Origin of the sequence: Flavobacterium hiemivividum (genome assembly GCF_004349145.1) — a bacterium.
GTDB lineage: Bacteria > Bacteroidota > Bacteroidia > Flavobacteriales > Flavobacteriaceae > Flavobacterium > Flavobacterium hiemivividum.
Map to the genome: position 1 here is coordinate 108,379 of NZ_SMFO01000006.1, position 18,969 is coordinate 127,347.

Annotated in this window: 14 protein-coding genes and 1 tRNA gene; 11 read left to right on the forward strand and 4 right to left on the reverse strand. The window is 34.8% G+C overall.

Annotated features, from left to right (window positions below):
* Positions 1 to 28: 28 nt before the first annotated feature.
* Positions 29 to 898, forward strand: a complete 870-nt coding sequence (locus tag E0F98_RS09865; protein ID WP_132110964.1) for a nucleoside phosphorylase — start codon at positions 29 to 31, stop codon at positions 896 to 898.
* A gap of 80 nt (positions 899 to 978) precedes the next feature.
* Here the strand turns inward: E0F98_RS09865 and E0F98_RS09870 are convergent, their stop codons facing one another.
* Positions 979 to 1,797, reverse strand: coding sequence for an AraC family transcriptional regulator (locus E0F98_RS09870; RefSeq protein WP_132110966.1), 819 nt, complete (start codon positions 1,795 to 1,797; stop codon positions 979 to 981).
* 163 nt (positions 1,798 to 1,960) lie between these two features.
* On the opposite strand from E0F98_RS09870, the gene E0F98_RS09875 reads away from it, so the two are divergent.
* The 3 genes from E0F98_RS09875 (at position 1,961) to E0F98_RS09885 (ending at position 5,441) form a co-directional block, all read left to right on the forward strand.
* Entirely contained in the window at positions 1,961 to 3,481 is a 1,521-nt protein-coding gene (locus tag E0F98_RS09875) for a succinate CoA transferase (RefSeq protein WP_132110968.1), read from the forward strand.
* 154 nt (positions 3,482 to 3,635) lie between these two features.
* Positions 3,636 to 4,487, forward strand: a complete 852-nt coding sequence (locus tag E0F98_RS09880; protein ID WP_132110970.1) for a substrate-binding domain-containing protein — start codon at positions 3,636 to 3,638, stop codon at positions 4,485 to 4,487.
* A gap of 21 nt (positions 4,488 to 4,508) precedes the next feature.
* Entirely contained in the window at positions 4,509 to 5,441 is a 933-nt protein-coding gene (locus tag E0F98_RS09885) for a transglutaminase (RefSeq protein ID WP_132110972.1), read from the forward strand.
* Between the two features lie 5 nt (positions 5,442 to 5,446).
* Here E0F98_RS09885 and E0F98_RS09890 read toward each other — a convergent pair whose 3' ends face one another.
* Complete coding sequence (locus E0F98_RS09890; RefSeq protein ID WP_132110974.1) at positions 5,447 to 6,448, reverse strand: LLM class flavin-dependent oxidoreductase; 1,002 nt, start codon at positions 6,446 to 6,448, stop codon at positions 5,447 to 5,449.
* A gap of 216 nt (positions 6,449 to 6,664) precedes the next feature.
* Here E0F98_RS09890 and E0F98_RS09895 point away from each other — a divergent pair, with 216 nt between their 5' ends.
* The gene (locus E0F98_RS09895; protein WP_132110976.1) at positions 6,665 to 8,923 is read left to right on the forward strand and encodes an acyl-CoA dehydrogenase family protein; all 2,259 of its coding nucleotides are present in this window, start codon (positions 6,665 to 6,667) and stop codon (positions 8,921 to 8,923) included.
* Between the two features lie 59 nt (positions 8,924 to 8,982).
* On the opposite strand, the gene E0F98_RS09900 is transcribed toward E0F98_RS09895, so the two are convergent.
* Positions 8,983 to 9,057, reverse strand: a tRNA-Val gene (locus E0F98_RS09900).
* 215 nt (positions 9,058 to 9,272) lie between these two features.
* On the opposite strand from E0F98_RS09900, the gene E0F98_RS09905 reads away from it, so the two are divergent.
* Entirely contained in the window at positions 9,273 to 11,060 is a 1,788-nt protein-coding gene (locus E0F98_RS09905; RefSeq protein WP_132110978.1) for an ABC transporter ATP-binding protein, read from the forward strand.
* Between the two features lie 103 nt (positions 11,061 to 11,163).
* On the opposite strand, the gene E0F98_RS09910 is transcribed toward E0F98_RS09905, so the two are convergent.
* Positions 11,164 to 12,333 (reverse strand): proline dehydrogenase family protein, encoded by a 1,170-nt coding sequence (locus E0F98_RS09910; protein WP_132110980.1) that lies wholly within the window; start codon positions 12,331 to 12,333, stop codon positions 11,164 to 11,166.
* Between the two features lie 92 nt (positions 12,334 to 12,425).
* Here E0F98_RS09910 and aroB point away from each other — a divergent pair, with 92 nt between their 5' ends.
* The 5 genes from aroB (at position 12,426) to recQ (ending at position 18,916) form a co-directional block, all read left to right on the forward strand.
* A complete protein-coding gene (gene aroB, locus E0F98_RS09915) occupies positions 12,426 to 13,493 on the forward strand; it encodes a 3-dehydroquinate synthase (RefSeq protein WP_132110982.1) in 1,068 nt (355 codons plus the stop codon).
* 290 nt (positions 13,494 to 13,783) lie between these two features.
* A complete protein-coding gene (locus tag E0F98_RS09920) occupies positions 13,784 to 15,184 on the forward strand; it encodes a type III PLP-dependent enzyme domain-containing protein (RefSeq protein WP_132110984.1) in 1,401 nt (466 codons plus the stop codon).
* Between the two features lie 92 nt (positions 15,185 to 15,276).
* Positions 15,277 to 16,248: a deoxyhypusine synthase family protein gene (locus tag E0F98_RS09925; protein ID WP_132110986.1), complete on the forward strand. Its 972-nt coding sequence runs from the start codon at positions 15,277 to 15,279 to the stop codon at positions 16,246 to 16,248.
* 9 nt (positions 16,249 to 16,257) lie between these two features.
* Positions 16,258 to 16,692 carry a DNA primase gene (locus E0F98_RS09930; RefSeq protein ID WP_132110988.1) on the forward strand — a complete coding sequence of 145 codons (435 nt, stop codon included), beginning with the start codon at positions 16,258 to 16,260 and terminating at the stop codon, positions 16,690 to 16,692.
* Positions 16,693 to 16,804: 112 nt separating this feature from the next.
* On the forward strand, positions 16,805 to 18,916 hold the full coding sequence (gene recQ, locus E0F98_RS09935; RefSeq protein WP_132110990.1) for a DNA helicase RecQ: 2,112 nt from the start codon (positions 16,805 to 16,807) through the stop codon (positions 18,914 to 18,916).
* Positions 18,917 to 18,969 lie beyond the last annotated feature (53 nt).

Below are 18,969 nucleotides of genomic sequence, written 5' to 3' on the forward strand. Positions count from 1 at the left end.
CTGGGGGTGAGGAAAAACAAAATATAAAATGATACAATCATCCGAATTAATACTGAATCCAGATGGAAGTGTTTACCACTTGAATCTAAAACCAGAACATATTGCTCACGACATCATCTTTGTAGGTGATCAAAATCGGGTAGAGAAAATCACACAATTCTTTGATAGCATCGAATTTTCGACCCAAAAAAGAGAATTCAAAACCCAAACGGGAATATTCAAAGGAAAAAGAATAACTGTAATGTCAACCGGAATAGGTCCTGATAATATTGATATTGTAATCAATGAATTAGATGCTTTGGTTAATATTGATCTAGAAACGCGTAAGCCAAAAGAAAAATTAACTTCGCTAAATATCATCCGAATTGGAACTTCAGGCTCTTTACATGCAGATATTCCCGTAGACAGTTTTGTGATGTCTAAATTTGGTTTGGGACTTGATAATATGCTTCGCTCCTATCTTATTGACGAAGTATCAAACTTAGACATGGAAGACGCTTTTGTAAAACATACTAATTGGGACATCCGCAAAGGAAAACCGTATGTAATTGCTTGCTCAGAAAAACTAGAAAAAATCATAGAAAGCGATAAAATGCACAAAGGAATCACCGCTACTGCCGGAGGTTTTTATGGACCACAAGGTCGTGTATTGCGTTTGAATATTCAAGATGCGTCGTTGAATTCTAAAATGGATAATTTTGAATTTGATGATAATAGAATTACAAATCTGGAAATGGAAACGGCGGCTATCTATGGTTTATCGGCACTTTTAGGACATAAAGCTCTTTCTTTGAATGCTATAATTGCTAATCGCGCTTCGGGAACTTTTAGCGAAGATCCTTATAAAGCAGTTGATGAATTGATTGCTTATACTTTAAATAAATTAATAGGTCAATAATTCAAATTATATAAAAATGGAACGGCACTTCTTGTCAGAATTTAATTCTTAAAAGAAGTGCCGTTTTCATTTAATTACAATCAATCCACTTTCTTTTTCTTGAAGATTTCAATTCCTCTCAAGTAATCAGATGGTCGTTGACTTAATAGCTTACAAAAGGTATTTGAAAAAGTGGGTACGCTACTATATCCCACTTTCAATGCGACTTCATTAATGGGAAGTTTCTTTTCAATAATCAATTCAATTGCCTTTAACATACGTTGAACGGTATAAAACTGCATAAAGGACATTCCTAAATCCTTTTGAAACAACCGATGCAAAGAACGCTCACTAAAACCATATCGTTCTGAAAGTTCTGAAAACAGGATCGCTTGATCTAAATTTTCAGACATATACTCAATGATTTTTTGCAACCGAGCTTCTTTTGCTAAAGGAAGAGAAAGACTTAAATTTACTTTCAAAATCTCGGGGAGTAACAATTTAAACGCTTTAGCAATTGTAAATCGTTTTTTATCGTTTCTTAAAATATGACCATTCCATCGATTGGTAAATAACATTAAATTTAAAACAAGATCATTAACCGGATATATCCCTTCGTTTCTATAAAAATCATCCTCTGCTTTGTCGACAGGAAAATATAAATTTCGCATAATTACGTCAGGAGAACTAGGATGAATACTATGTTCTACCCCCGAAGGAATCCACATACAATGGCGTGCAGGAAGAAAATAGGTTTTAGTTGTTGTTTTAACATAAACTATACCTCCTTCAGTATAAAGAAATTGAGCTTTTTTATGAAAATGAGTTTCTATAAAAGACTCACCCATTAGGTCATGATGACAATAAATACTGCTATCATTTGCATCAACTTCAGATAAATAATATTTTTCTTTCAGCATAGTTTTAAGATGTCTTAAACGAATATTTATTTGTCTATATTGAATAATCCGACAAGTGGAAAAAAATATAATTTAGTAAAGTAAAATTACTATATTTTATAAATAGCACCCATAAATTAAATAAACCACAAACATAACGGTTTATTTTTAATAAATAATCAATATGACAGGGATCGATAGATTACTTTTTGAAAAATATAAAGATAGAATAATTTCCGCTGAAACAGCTTCAAAATTAATAAACAATAATGATGTCGTTGGTACAAGTGGTTTTACAAAAGCAGGTGATAGTAAATCCGTTTTACCAGCATTTGCAAAAAGAGCTTCTTTAGAAAATATAGCCATAACACTCATAACTGGAGCTTCTTTAGGTCATACAACAGATGCTGATTTAGCTTCCAATGGAGCTTTGTTTAAAAGAATGCCTTTTCAGGCAGATGCTACTTTAAGAAGGCACATTAATAATAATGATGTTTTATATATCGATCAACATCTAAGTGAAACCGCTGAACTACTCCAAAATGGGCACCTTCCCAAGTTAAATATCGCTATAATTGAAGCCTCTGGAGTTGATGAAAATGGAAATATAATCCCCTCAACATCTATTGGAAATTCAGCTACTTTTGCCGCCTTAGCTGATAAAATTATAATCGAAATTAACACTTCTTTTCCTATCGAGTTAAAAGGTATCCACGATGTTTTTATTCAAGAAGAGTATCCAAACAAACAAATCATTCCAATAACTGCAGTTGATACTCGAATTGGGAGTGAATACATCACTATTAATCCTGCTAAAGTAGTTGGAATTGTATTTACAGAAGCTCAAGACAGCCCCGCAGACATTGCCGCTGCTGATGAAAAAACGACTGCAATTGCCAACCATCTTTTGCGATTTTTTGAAAAAGAAGTGGCCTCAGGCAGACTTTCAAATTCATTATTACCCTTACAAGCGGGAATCGGTAAAGTTGCAAATGCCGTACTTTCAGGATTTATAAATAGCAAATTTGAGAATCTAAGCATGTACTCTGAGGTATTACAAGACAGTACTTTTGACCTTATTGATTCTGGAAAAATGACATTTGCTTCCGCTTCTTCGATTACGGTTTCAAAAGATTGTTATTCGAAAATAATGAATAATTTTTCCTTCTATAAAAACAAAATGATACTAAGGCCTCAAAATATCAGTAATGCTGCCGAAGTAATTCGACGTTTGGGAATAATCGCAATTAACACTGCAATTGAGTTTGATATCTACGGAAACGTTAACTCTACCCATATTTCTGGTACAAAAATGATGAACGGAATTGGTGGCTCTGGAGATTTTGCTCGAAATGCTTATCTAAGTGTTTTTGTTTCGCAATCTGCCTCAAAAGAAAATAATGCCATTTCACACGTTCTTCCGATGGTTTCTCATGTAGACCACACCGAGCACGATGTTGATATTTTAGTGACTGAGCAAGGTTTGGCCGATTTAAGAGGTTTAGCACCTGTTGAACGTGCTAGGATTATTATTAAAAACTGTGTGCATCCCGATTATAAAGAGCAGCTTGAAGATTATTGCAATAGAGCTCAAGCCTTAGGTGGTCATACACCACACATTTTGAGTGAGGCACTCTCCTGGCATACCCGCTTTACCGAAAACAAAAGCATGAAACACGAATACCAGCTTGAAAAAATGATCTAATTGGTTTTCTATTTACATTAAAAAGCTTTCTTTGAAACTAACTATTTCAAAGAAAGCTTTTTGGTTTTGAAATACTTGAAATAACTAAATTTGGCTCTTTTATTTTAGTTGATTCTAATATTCTGTTAGTACCTTTAGCATCAAATTCATAAAAATGAAAACACTAAAAATAGCCGGGGTTCCTGAACATTTCAATTTGCCTTGGCAACTATCCATAGAAAACGGAGATTTTGAAGCCCAAAATATAAATTTACAATGGACTGATGTTCCTGAAGGTACTGGGAAAATGTGTCAGATGTTGCGTGATGGAACCACTGATATTGCAGTAATTCTAACCGAAGGCATTGTCAAAGATATCGTTGCAGGAAACCCCAGTAAAATAGTACAGGTTTATGTACAATCTCCTTTGATATGGGGCATTCATGTAGCAGCAAACTCCAGTTACAAAACCCTTGCTGATCTAGAAAATACTAAAGCGGCTATTTCCCGTTTGGGTTCTGGTTCTCAATTAATGGCTTATGTCAATGCAAATAATCAAGGTTGGAAAACAGACAATCTTCAGTTCGAAATCGTAAATACTATCGACGGAGCAGTAGAAGCTTTGACCGCGGGAACTGCAGATTATTTTATGTGGGAGCGCTTTATGACTAAACCTTTGGTAGATCAAGGAATATTTAGACGAATTGGTGACTGTCCTACTCCGTGGCCTTGTTTTGTGATTGCCGTACGCGACGAGCTTTTAGAAAATAATCCAGAGATCGTTAAAAATATATTGAGCGTCATCAATAAAACTACAGAGACTTTTAAGGATATTCCGAATATAGATGAATCCCTAGCTGCGACTTTTAACCAAAAAAATGCAGATATTCAAGAATGGTTATCTTTAACAGAATGGTCATCACAGCCATTGACAATAAAAATGTTAAACAATGTTCAAAATCAACTATTTCAACTGAAACTCATTAATAAAATAGGTACTTTTGATGAAATTGTAAAACAAATCTAGATTTAGATTTTTGTGGGCTCTATGATAAACATTAAAAATTTTTCTTTTAATAATAGTATTCAAAAACTTCGGGTTAAAAAACCCTGGGATGACGTTATTATTTTTATTCTAAATATTTTAATTGCGATACCTCTTTTTATAATCGTCCATCAAAATTTGATAGAGTTTAACTGGGTTTTTAATTTAGATCGAATCCTGCTTTTCTTACTAATAATCGTTGTAATACAATTGATATTAAGGCTCTTAAGAACCATTATCATTATATGCATCTTCTTATATGTTCTAGTTTTATTTTATGGCTCTGCCTCTGGGAATTATGGATTTAATAGCATTTATGAAGATTATGACTCTATGTTATACACCATGTCTGACAATCCATTTCCCCAAGATATCATCATTGCTAAACTGTTGCCATTTCCCAATAAATCTAAAATTCTTGCGGCAATAGAATATCAAAATCCAAAAGTGAGAAATTTTGCGATTATGGCCACCACAAAACACTTTAAGGATATAAAAGGATATGCTGATTATAGAACATTAATACAATGTTTTGCCGTATTTAAAGAAATAAACAAGCGATGGAACTACGTAAGTGACCCATCAGACCGTGACTATATTGCCACGGCGAGTGAATCATTAGATTATTTTTCGGGAGATTGTGACGACCATTCTATTCTTATGGCCGCCGCTGTGCGAGCTATTGGTGGTACTCCTCGCCTTATTCATACCAAAGGTCATATTTATCCTGAAATTTTGATAGGTTCCGTAAATGATTTGGAATCGATAAATTTTCTGATTAAAAATGTATTATTCGAAAAAGACAGCTACAAAAAACAACTTCATTACCATATTGATGAGCGTGGTCAAGTATGGCTAAACTTAGATTATACCGCCAAATATCCTGGAGGGCCATTTATGTCTGAGGAAATTCTCGGAGCTCTTACGCTAAATTAATACAACTAGCTTTTTAACTGCCCCAATATTTCATAAGAATGAAGTCTCGCTTTGTGATCATAAATAGCAGAAGCGACCATCAATTCATCAACTTTTGTTTTTTCAAGAAAGTAATCTAATTCTCTTTTTACTTTTTCTGGTCCGCCTATGAAAGTATAAGCAATCATTTGTTGCAACGCTGCCTCTTCCATTGGATCCATAAAACCTTCACCAGGATCAACTGGTTCTTTAAGCTGCTCTCTGTTTCCAGTTATAATTCCCAGAAACAATCTCTTGAATGAAGTCGCTAATCTCGCAGCTTCTTGATCAGTGTCGGCTGCAATTACATTAACACAAGCAATCACATAAGGTTCCTTCAAGTACTCCGAAGGCTGAAAATTATTGCGGTATATCGATAAAGCAGTTAATAATTGCGCAGGAGCAAAATGACTCGCAAAAGCATAAGGCAATCCCTTTGCAGCAGCTAAATAAGCACTATCTGTACTTGAACCTAAAATCCAAATAGGTATATCCAGTCCTTCTCCAGGAATAGCGCGAACACGTCCCTTTTTATTCCCTTCTGAGAAATACAGCTGTAATTCTTCCACATTCGCAGGGAATTCCTGAGCAGCATGTTGATCTCTATTCAAAGCAGCAGCAGTGAACTGATCTGTCCCAGGAGCTCGACCTAAACCTAAATCTATTCGTTCAGGAAAAAGTGTGGCCAGTGTGCCAAATTGTTCTGCAATGACAAGCGGTGCATGATTAGGCAGCATAATACCTCCTGATCCCACTCTCAACGTCGATGTTCCAGATGCAATATGTCCTATTAAAATCGAAGTTGCACTACTTGCAATTCCTGGCATGTTATGATGTTCTGCTAACCAAAATCGCTTGTAACCCCATTTCTCCACCTGCTGAGCAAGTTCGAGACTGTTTTTAAAGGTGTCAGCGGCATTTCCTCCATCTCTAACTATTGCTAAATCTAGAACTGATAATTTTATTTGGGAGAGATTATTTGTACTCATAAACTACTTTTTTTTGTGACTGCAAAAGTAAGGATTGTATTAACGTTTATGACACAAACAAATACTAATAGGAAGTTAAAAAGAGTACATTCGACATATTCAATTTCGCTCCATGTGTTAATCCTTACTAACATTATCTATTTTCTTTTTGGCTCTCTTTTTCAATGGTAAAATTTCGTTATCTTAACAAATTTTAAAACACAATTCAAATTTACCATGGAAAATTCAAAACTTAAAGCCTTTATACCACTTTTCTATCTAGTGTGGTCTGACGACCTGTTGAGCAAAAAAGATTTTTTGACTTTACAAAAGTTTATCATTTCCCAGAACTGGCTTTACAAAGAGGAAAAAGAAACTATACTTTCAAAAATTGCTATTTCATCACCGCCTTCTAGAGAAGTAGTGGCTAATTGGAAATCTGAAATTGAAACTATTCTTCAGAAAAACTCTTTGGTAAAATCTATTTTTGACATTTCAATTTTACTTTCTGAAAACGATGAAATGATCAAAGATAACAGATCAGCTTTCGTCCAACTCGAAAATGACTTAGGAATTTCTGGTGAAGAAGCCTTAGCCGATTTCAAAACAATTGCCAATACATTCACCGCAAATTATCAAACGAATGACAGCTTTGAAGTCGAAAAACTGACTAAAATTCTAGATGGTAATCAATCTGGAATAATTAAAAAAGTAAAGTCTATTATCAGCAAACCTGAGTTTGCTTATGAAACATCGACTGACACTGCTGTATATCGTGAGAAAGTCTACGACTGGTGTAAAATCTTGGCGAAAGAGAATCTAGGGAATATGGCATATCCAAAAGCATATGGCGGTGGAGAAAATATTGCCGATTATTTTGCCATTATGGAAACATTGAGCTACCACGATTTAAGCTTGGTAATCAAATTCGGAGTACAATTTGGACTTTGGGGAATGAGCATACAATCTCTGGGAACAGAAAAACATTACAGCAAGTATTTAAAAGATATTGGCTCACTGCGTCTTCCTGGATGTTTTGCAATGACAGAAACCAATCACGGTTCGAATGTCAAAGGATTAGAAACCACAGCAACATATAATCACGAAAACCAAACTTTCACGATCCACACACCGCATGAAAAGGCACAAAAAGAATATATTGGTAACGCAGCTTTACACGGACAAATGGCCACTGTTTTTGCTAAATTAATTATTGGTGAAACTGATTATGGTGTTAATGCTTTTGTAGTTCCGCTTCGCGATGCAAACAATTTTATTCTAAAAGGCATAACTATTGGAGATTGCGGACTTAAAATGGGACTTAACGGTGTTGATAATGGAACAATACGTTTTGATAATGTGGTTATTCCAAAAGAAAACATGCTCGATCGTTTTGCTTCGGTAAATGACAAAGGAGAATTTGAAAGTCCGATTCCTAGTGATAATAGACGATTTTTTACCATGCTAGGAACTTTAGTTGGTGGCCGAATTGGGATTCCAAGGTCTGCTTTGGCTGCAGCCAAATCTGGATTAACAATAGCTATAAAATATAGCAATCAACGCAGGCAATTTGACCCCGAAGGAGGAACCGAAGTTCCAATATTAAATTACCGTATTCATCAACGAAGACTCCTTCCCTTGCTGGCAAAAACGTACGCAACCCACTTTGCATTACAATATGTCACGAAACGATTCATTAATAAAAGTGAATCTGAAATGCCCGAAATTGAAGCCCTCGCTGCGGGAATGAAAGCCTATTCTACTTGGAGCACAACTAATATCTTACAAGAATGTCGCGAGGCTTGTGGCGGAAAAGGCTATTTATCAGAAAATCGTATTGATGCGTTGAAAAACGATACCGAAATCTATACCACTTTTGAAGGTGACAACACTGTTTTGATGCAGTTAGTTGCTAAAAACCGTTTGTCAGAATTTCGAAAATCTTTCGGAAAAATGGATGCTATGGGAATAATAAATTATGTTTTTGAGAATGCAAAAACCGCTTTTTCTGAAAAGAATCCACTTATAACGAGAAAAACGGATGAGTCTCATTTAATTGATGAGGAGTTTCATTTACAAGCTTTCCATTACCGAGAAAAAACAACTTTGGCATCTGCAGCAAAGCGATTAAAAAAACTTATCGATAGCGGACTAGATCCTTATGATGCATATAATGTGGCACAGCATCAAATGATTGATGTAGCTCAAGCCTATCTCGAACGAATTGTATTAGAACAGTTTCAACAGGCTATTCCAACCATAGAAGACAAAAATTGTAAGGAAGTCATGATGCGATTATATCAATTGTATGCACTTTCGCAGATTGAAAAAAATAAAGGATGGTATCTAGAAGATGGCTACATGGAAGCTGTAAAAACAAAAGCCATACGTAAAATGGTCAATCAGCTATGCTGGGAAATTAGGCCGGATGCTGTTTCTCTGGTGAAAGCTTTTGATATTCCAGATAGTTGTCTAGGTGCTCCAATTGCCTTTTAGATCGCATATTTCATACAAATACGAACAAAAAAAACTCCTCAATTTCTTGAGAAGTTTTGTGGGCGATGAGGGGTTCGAACCCCCGACCCCCTCGGTGTAAACGAGGTGCTCTGAACCAGCTGAGCTAATCGCCCTATTTCACATTTCGGATAATTTCTTGTTCCTTATTGCGAGTGCAAATATAAGCCTAGATTTTATATTTACAAGCAAAAAATGAAAATAAATTAATAATAATTTCGCCTAAATCCCTTTCATACTCACTAACAGCGTATTAATACAAATAGCTACAGCTACTATTTTTTTGTATTGATTCCCGATAGTGTTACATTTGCATTATAAACAGCAAATAATGGCAAGGTTCAAAGAAAATGATTTACCAAAATCAAAAATTACCGCAAGTTCTCTCAACAAAGCAATCCTCATATTTAAATATGCCGAAAATCATCGCTGGAAGTTTTACGTAGGATTAGTTTTTTTATTGCTAACAGGAGCCACTGCTTTGGCATTTCCAAAATTGATGGGAATGTTAATCGACAGTGTAAAAAATAAAAGTTACACTGATGCTAATAACATTGCTTTATTTCTGATTGGGATTCTTTTTATGCAATCCATATTTTCGTTTTTTAGATTGTCCTTATTTATCAATTTTACAGAACATACTCTAGCCAATCTCCGATTGTCGTTATATAGTAATCTAGTAAAGCTACCTATGTCTTTCTTTTCGCAAAAACGCGTTGGAGAACTAAACAGTAGAATCAGTTCAGATATTACACAAATTCAAGATACTTTAACCTCCACGATTGCTGAGTTCTTAAGACAACTCATTTTAATTGTGGGTGGAGTGGCATTACTAGCTACCGAAAGTATCAAACTAACTTTACTAATGTTGTCTGTAGTTCCTTTAGTGGCTGTGGCGGCAGTTATATTTGGTCGGTTTATTCGAAAATTTTCAAAAAGCGTTCAAGATCAGGTAGCAGAAAGCCAGGTAATCGTTGAGGAAACGATGCAGGGAATCAGTATTGTTAAGGCTTTTGCCAATGAATGGTACGAAATTGCCCGTTACGACGGAAAAATAAAAGAAGTGGTAAAATTAGCCATCAAAGGCGGAAAATATCGAGGATACTTTGCTTCCTTTATTATATTTTGTCTTTTTGGAGCCATCGTAGCCGTAGTTTGGTTTGGTGTTCGTTTGAGCATCAGCGGAGAAATGAGCGTAGGCCAATTGATTTCATTTGTATTGTACTCTACGTTTGTAGGAGCTTCTTTTGGAGGAATCGCCGAATTGTATGCGCAAATCCAAAAAGCGATTGGAGCTACAGAGCGTGTTTTTGAATTATTGGAGGAAACTCCAGAAAAAATCAACTCTAAACAAAACGCTTCTTCACTTGAAAAAATCAAAGGAAATGTTACTTTTAAAAATGTAGCCTTTAGCTACCCTTCTAGAAAGGAAATAAAAGTGTTAAAGGATGTCAATTTCACGGCAAATTTTGGTCAAAAGATTGCCATTGTAGGTCCTAGTGGAACTGGAAAATCAACAATTGCTTCGTTATTATTACGCTTTTACGATATTGATTCGGGAGAAATATTAATTGACGGGAAAAACATTTATGATTTCGAATTAGAAAATCTACGTGGCAACATGAGTATTGTTCCCCAGGATGTAATTTTATTTGGAGGAACCATAAAAGAAAATATCGCTTACGGAAAACCAGAAGCTACCGAAGATGAAATTCTATTGGCTGCCAAACAAGCTAATGCCTTTAATTTTATCGAAGGATTTCCTGAAAAATTTGAAACTATTGTAGGGGAAAGAGGAATTAAACTTTCTGGAGGTCAAAGACAGCGTATTGCAATTGCCAGAGCACTTCTTAAAAATCCAAGTATCTTAATTCTTGATGAGGCTACATCTTCACTAGACAGCGAAAGTGAAAAATTAGTACAAGAAGCTTTAGAAATTTTGATGCAAGGAAGAACAAGTATCATTATCGCGCACAGACTATCGACTATTCGAAGTGCTGATCAAATATTAGTACTTGACAATGGAGAAATAACAGAGCAAGGAACACATCAAGAATTAATGACTTTAGAAAACGGAAAATACAAGAATTTAAGTAATTTACAGTTTAGTCATTCTTAAAGTTCCTTCCCCTAGCCCCCTCAGAAAGAGGGGGAACTATAAGGAAGTGGATTTATAAATTGTAATTTGAAAGTGGCAACTAAAAACTGACCACTGAAAACTATTATTTCCCTTTTCTTCTTTTGCGTTCTGTCTTAATCAAACCTAACTCACGACTAGTTTGACCAGCTACCGAAGTATTTTCCTCAGCACGACGAATCAAGTACGGCATGACATCTTTTACGGGACCAAAAGGCAGGTATTTGGCAACATTATAATGATGATCTGCTAGGTTATAACTGATATTATCACTCATACCATACAATTGACCAAACCAAATTCTATCGTCCTTAGAACTAATTCCTTTGGCTTTCATCATCTCCATTAAACTATAAGTACTTTCTTCATTATGAGTACCTGCAAAAATAGACATTGTATCTAAATGCTCAAGCATGTACTGCACTGCAGCATCATAATTAGCATCTGTAGCTTCTTTTGTAGGGCAAATAGGTGACGGATATCCTTTTTCTTTGGCTCTGTCATTTTCCTTTTCCATATAAGCACCACGTACTAACTTCATCCCTATAAAAAAACCTTCTTCTTTAGCTTGCTCATGCAATTTTTTCAAATAATCCAAACGATCCCAACGGTACATTTGTAAGGTATTAAAAACAATTGCTTTTTCTTTATTGTATTTGCGCATCATGGCAGTAACCAATTCATCGGCTGCATCTTGCATCCAACTCTCTTCACCGTCGATAAGCAATGCTACATTTTTTTTATGTGCTTCGCTACAAACTAAATCAAAGCGAGCCACTACTCTATCCCATTCTTCTTGCTCTTTTGCAGTTAAAGTCTGTTTTTCTCCAAGTTTTTCATACAATTCAAAACGACCCAAACCTGTTGGCTTGAAAACAGCAAATGGTATTGCATCGCGCTCTTTGGCAAAATCTACCGTTTTTAATGTCATCGCTAAAGCAGCATCAAACTGATCTTCTTCCTCTTTTCCTTCTACTGAATAATCTAGTACAGAAGAAACACCTTTAGTATACATTTTATCAACAACAGAAAGGCAATCATTTTCATTTACTCCGCCACAAAAATGATCAAAAACAGTAGCACGAATCAATCCTTCCACTGGAAGATGCGCATTCAAAGCAAAATTAGTAACTGCCGCTCCTATTCGCACCAACGGTTCGTTAGAGATCATTTTAAAAAGAAAGTACGCTCTATCAAGTTCTGTATCGCTTTTTAAAGCAAAGGCAACTTGTGTATTATTGAATATTTTTTCCATCTATTGTGATATTTTTATGCAAATATAGCCAGAGTTTTGAATATTGTTTAGCAAAAAATACCTTATTTTGCGCTTTCATTTAATCCAATAAGATGCAAACGATTCAAGCCGACAATTATCCGATTAATTTTAATGAAAAAGGATATGAAGCTCTAAACCTTCACCTCAAGGAAAATAAGTACTCTAACTTATTCATTATAGTAGACAGCAATACAAATGATTTGTGTTTACCTACATTTCTACCCTTTCTAGAAACGGAATTGACTATTGAAATTATCGAATTTGAAGCGGGAGAAGAAAATAAAAATATTGAGACTTGCGTCCAAATATGGAACGTTTTAACTGAACTTGGTGCTGATAGAAAAAGTCTTGTCATTAATGTAGGTGGTGGAGTTGTAACAGATTTAGGCGGTTTTGTTGCTTCAACATTCAAACGCGGAATTGATTTTATCAATGTACCTACTACACTACTATCTATGGTCGATGCTTCGGTGGGCGGGAAAAACGGAGTGGATCTAGGAAATTTAAAAAATCAAATTGGTGTTTTTAACCTACCAGCAATGGTAATCGTAGATACTAATTATTTAGAAACATTATCTCAAAACGAGATGCGTTCTGGTCTTGCCGAAATGCTTAAGCACGGTTTAATCTTTGATAAAGCCTATTGGGAACAATTTTTAGATTTAAAAACGATTGACTTTGCTGATTTTGATGATTTGATTCATCGCTCCGTAGTAATAAAAAACGAAATCGTAACATTAGATCCTACAGAGAAAAACATTCGAAAATCACTCAACTTCGGTCATACCTTAGGGCATGCAATTGAAAGTTATTTTTTAGAAAATGAAAACAAAACTACCTTGTTACATGGTGAAGCCATTGCGGTAGGCATGATTTTAGAAAGTTATATTTCATTAGATAAAAAATTGATCAGTGAAGCCGAGTATAATCAAATCAAAACAACGATAAAATCTATCTTTGATGACATCGCCTTTGAAGAAAATGACATTGAACCAATACTCGAACTACTGATTCATGACAAGAAAAATGAATATGGTTCCATACAATTTGCCCTTATTGAAGGTATTGGTAAAATAAAAATCAATCAATTGGTTGAAAATGAATTAATTCTTGAAGCATTTAAAGATTATAAATCTTAAATATTTTTTAGTTAAAAGGATTGGATTGCGTATAATTTATTTTTTACATTTGCCCCGATGAAAAACAATCAAAAACAAGGGAATTACAGCTCAAATAAAAACACAAACAATAAAGCTTTTTTAAGATTATTGAAGTGTTTTTATGCGATCAAAGGATATTTTTGTTTTGATCATTCTCAACATTTAAAAGTAGATCACGAAAAACTGCAGATTATTTATGCAAATATTAGGGTTTGAAAATTAGTTTAATTCAAAATCCAATTTAATTAATCTAAAACACTAAAAGCTAAATGAATACAAAATATTCAGATCTAATAAATCAAACATATTATTTCCCACAAGAAGAGTTTACTTTAAACAAAGACACGCTAAAGTTCCACAATATTGACTTGATGAAACTTGTGGAAGAATATGGAACTCCATTAAAATTCACCTATTTACCTCAAATTTCAAATAACATCAACAAAGCCAAAAACTGGTTTCGTAAATCGATGGAAAAAAATAAATATGAGGCAAAATATTACTATTGCTATTGTACAAAAAGCTCCCATTTTGAATACATTATGAATGAAGCTTTTAAAAACAATATTCATGTCGAAACCTCATCGGCTTTTGATATAAATATTGTTGAAAATTTGATGGCAAATGGAAAAATAAACAAAAGCACTTATGTTATTTGTAATGGTTTTAAAAGAGACCAATACATTGAAAATATCGCACGATTAATCAATAATGGACATAAGAATACTATTCCTATTATTGATAATTATGAAGAGCTAGATTTACTTCAGGCAGAAATTAAAGGAAAATTCAAAATTGGAATTCGTATTGCTGCTGAAGAAGAACCAAAATTTGAGTTCTATACTTCCCGACTTGGAATTGGGTATAAAAACATTGTTAGTTTTTATAAAAAACAAATTCAGGAAAATGAAAATTTAGAGCTGAAAATGCTCCACTTTTTTATCAATACTGGAATCAATGACACAGCCTACTACTGGAATGAATTAGTAAAATGTATCAAGGTTTACATTGCATTAAAAAAAGAATGTCCCACATTAGATGGTTTAAATGTTGGTGGAGGTTTTCCAATAAAAAATTCACTAGCATTTGAATACGATTACCAATACATGATTGATGAAATTATCAATCAAATAAAAATTGCCTGTGATGAAGCTGACGTAGACGTTCCAAACATCTTCACTGAATTTGGTTCCTTTACAGTAGGAGAAAGTGGAGGCGCTATCTATCAAATTTTGTATCAGAAACAACAAAATGATAGAGAAAAATGGAACATGATCGATTCTTCTTTTATCACTACCTTACCTGATACTTGGGCAATTAACAAGCGTTTTATAATGTTAGCCATCAACCGTTGGAATGATACATACGAACGGGTTTTGCTAGGTGGTTTAACTTGCGACAGCGACGATTACTACAATTCTGAGCAAAATATGAATGCCATTTATTTACCAAAATACAACAAAGAAAAGCCGTTATACATCGGATTTTTTAACACTGGTGCTTATCAGGAAACCATTGGTGGATACGGAGGATTGCATCACTGTTTAATTCCGCAACCAAAACACATCTTAATTAACAGAGATGAAAATGGAATTTTGGGAACTGAAGTTTTCTCAGAACAACAAACAGCCGATGATGTTTTAAAAATATTAGGTTACGACAAAAAATAAATAATTAAATACACAATTAGTCAATTTAAAAATTATTATATTTGAGTGTAAACATTCAATGAATTGATTTTTAAATCTTTAAATCCAACAAAATGAGTAAAGGACCAATAAGTCAGTTCATTGAGAAGCATTATTTGCATTTCAATTCGGCTGCTTTAGTAGATGCTGCAAAAGGTTACGAACAACAGCTAGCCAATGGCGCTAAAATGATGGTAACGCTTGCTGGTGCGATGAGTACCGCAGAAATCGGAAAGATATTTGCAGAAATGATTCGTCAAGATAAAGTGCAAATTATTTCTTGTACAGGAGCAAATCTTGAAGAAGATATCATGAACCTAGTAGCTCATTCTCATTATGAAAGAGTGCCTAATTACCGTGATTTGACTCCGGAACAAGAATGGGATTTGATGGAAAGAGGTTTGAATCGAGTAACTGATACTTGTATACCAGAACACGAAGCTTTCCGTCGTTTGCAAAAGCACATTTATAAAATCTGGAAAGATGCAGATGATAAAGGTGAACGTTTTTTGCCACATGAATTTATGTACAAAATGTTACTTTCTGGTGTTCTTGAAGAATATTATGAAATTGATTTAAAAGACAGCTGGATGTATGCTGCAGCAGAGAAAAACTTGCCAATTATTTGTCCAGGTTGGGAAGACAGTACAATGGGAAATATTTTCGCTTCCTACGTAATCAAAGGAGACTTAAAAGCTTCTACGATGAAATCAGGAATTGAATACATGACATTTCTTGCGGATTGGTATCCAAAAAATTCCGCTAATGGAATTGGTTTTTTCCAAATTGGTGGTGGTATCGCAGGAGATTTTCCAATTTGTGTGGTTCCAATGTTGTACCAAGATATGGAAATGCCTGAAACTCCATTTTGGAGCTATTTCTGTCAAATTTCAGATTCAACAACCAGTTATGGTTCTTATTCTGGAGCAGTTCCGAATGAAAAGATTACTTGGGGTAAATTAGATATTAAAACTCCAAAGTTTATCATTGAGTCTGATGCTACCATCGTAGCACCTCTAATTTTTGCTTATTTATTAGATTTATAGAATAACCTTATGAAAAGAGTAATTGTTGATTACGCAAAGTTAACTAACGAAATTTTAAACCTTTTAGTGGAGAAATTTCCTGATGGTTATGATGATTCGAATATCGTTCGTTTTAGAAATGCTAAAAACGAATTGATCGAGGCCGTAGAAGTACGCACTGATGATACTATTTATTTAGTAAAAGTAAGTACTAAGCTGGCTGATCGAATTGAAAACTTTGATGAAGATGATGAAATCGATGATGTTATCGAGCCAATTATCCCAATGAAAGCTTTGGGTATCGATGACGACATGGACGATGACGATGATGATGACGATGATCACAACGATCGAGACAAACCAGATTCTGATGAAGATGATGACGATGAAGATGACGACAATCGTAGTAATCGAAAAAAACGTCCCTCTATTGATGAAGACGACGAAGACGACGATGAAGATTAATTTCATTTAAAAATACAAAAGGAGCTCTTAATCGAGTTCCTTTTTTTTATCATTATCAAAACGCTTTTTCTTTTTACACCCATTTAATACTAAAAAGACACTCTTCTCCATCATGATCACATCACAAATACTACATGAGGCTCTAAAAGAAAATTTTGGTTTTGAGAAATTCAGACCCAATCAGGAGAACATTATAAATACTATTTTATCTGGTCATGATACCTTGGCAATTATGCCTACCGGAGGAGGAAAATCTATTTGTTTTCAATTACCAGCACTTTTATTTCCCGGAATCACCATCGTAATTTCGCCATTGATCGCCTTAATGAAAGACCAAGTGGACAGTCTAAAAGCAAACGGAATTGAAGCCTGTTTTATCAACAGCAGTCAATCTAGCGAAGAGCAGCAGCTACACATTCAAAACCTGAAAGACAATAAAGTCAAAATGGTTTATGTAGCTCCCGAAAGCTTATCTTATTTAGAAAATGCATTTAGCCAAATCACCATAAGCCTTATAGCAATTGATGAAGCGCATTGTATTTCTTCCTGGGGACATGATTTTAGACCTGCTTATACGAACTTAGGATATTTAAAAAACCGCTTCCCCTCTACTCCTGTTTTAGCTTTGACTGCAACCGCAGATAAGGCAACACGTAAAGACATAAGCAAGCAATTAAATTTAATAAATCCTAAGTCGTTTATTTCTTCTTTTGATCGAAAAAATCTTAGTTTAGAAGTTCGTCCTGCATTAGACAGAGTCAAGCAAATAATTGATTTCATAAGCGATAAACCTACTGAGTCTGGGATAATCTATTGTTTAAGTAGGAAGACTACCGAAGAACTTGCAGCTAAACTTAAAAAAGCGGGCGTAAACGCAAAAGCGTATCATGCCGGTTTAGACACTGCGGTGCGATCACAAACGCAGGATGAATTCATTAACGACGATTGTCAAGTCGTTTGTGCCACTATTGCTTTTGGAATGGGAATCGACAAATCAAATGTTCGCTGGGTTATTCATTATAATCTACCCAAAAATATTGAAGGCTATTATCAAGAAATAGGACGGGCTGGACGCGATGGCTTGCCTTCTGAAACGATATTATTCGAAAGTTATGGTGATGTTATCCAATTGCAAAAATTTGCTTCTCAAGGTTTAAATGCAGAGGTGCAACTGGCGAAACTCGAAAGAATGAAACAGTATGCCGATGCCTTGAGCTGTCGCAGAAAGATATTACTGTCCTATTTCGGTGAGCTAGTAACTGAAAATTGCGGGAATTGCGATATTTGTAAAAATCCACCTGAATTTTTTGATGGAACTATCATCGCACAGAAAGCATTATCGGCTATTATTCGATTGAAAGAATCAGAACCTTTGCCTGTAATTATTGATTTCTTGAGAGGCTCGAAGAATGCTTATATATTCGAAAATGAATATCAAAATTTAAAAACCTATGCTGTAGGTAGTGATACATCTTGGTACGACTGGAATCAATATATCATTCAATTGATCAATCAAGGACTTTGCGAAATCGCTTTTCACCGCCAAAATAAAATTCGCCTCACCGCATTAGCACGTGAAGTTTTATTTGAAGGCGATAAAGTACAATTGACCACAGTTCAAAAAATCAGTGCCGAAAAAACAGAGCTTAAAGAAACCAAGATTAGATCGGTAGCCAATTCTCTTTTTGAAACCCTACGAAAATTGCGTTACGAAATTTCTAAAGAAGAAAGCGTTCCTGCCTATGTGATTTTCAGTGATGCCGCTTTACGCCAAATGGAAACGATACGACCAATGAGTGATGACGAATTCATTACAATTGACGGTGTAGGAAAAGCAAAACTAGAAAAATACGGAGATGCGTTTATAAAAGCAATAATTGCATTTCAAAAAAATAAAGTTGCAAAACCAAAAAAAGAAGCTAGCACCTATAAAGAAACCCTACTTTTATTTCAAAGCGGCATATCAGCTGCCGAAATTGCAGCTAAACGAAAGCTAGGAATCGGTACGGTTATGTCTCATTTAGCCAAACTATATTTAGACGGCGCAGCAATTGACTTATATCAATTTGTTTCTAAAGAAGAGGTGAAATTGGTCGCTAAGGCAAAGATAGAGCTCAAAAATCCGTCGGCTTTGAAACCGTATTACGATCATCTCGAAGAAAAAATAGCGTACGACAAAATCAGATTGGCTTTGGCTATTATCGAAAAAGAAAATCGAAACTGATAAAAGTTTGCTGTTATTTATTTCGAATAAATAGAATAACTAGCTTACTTCTA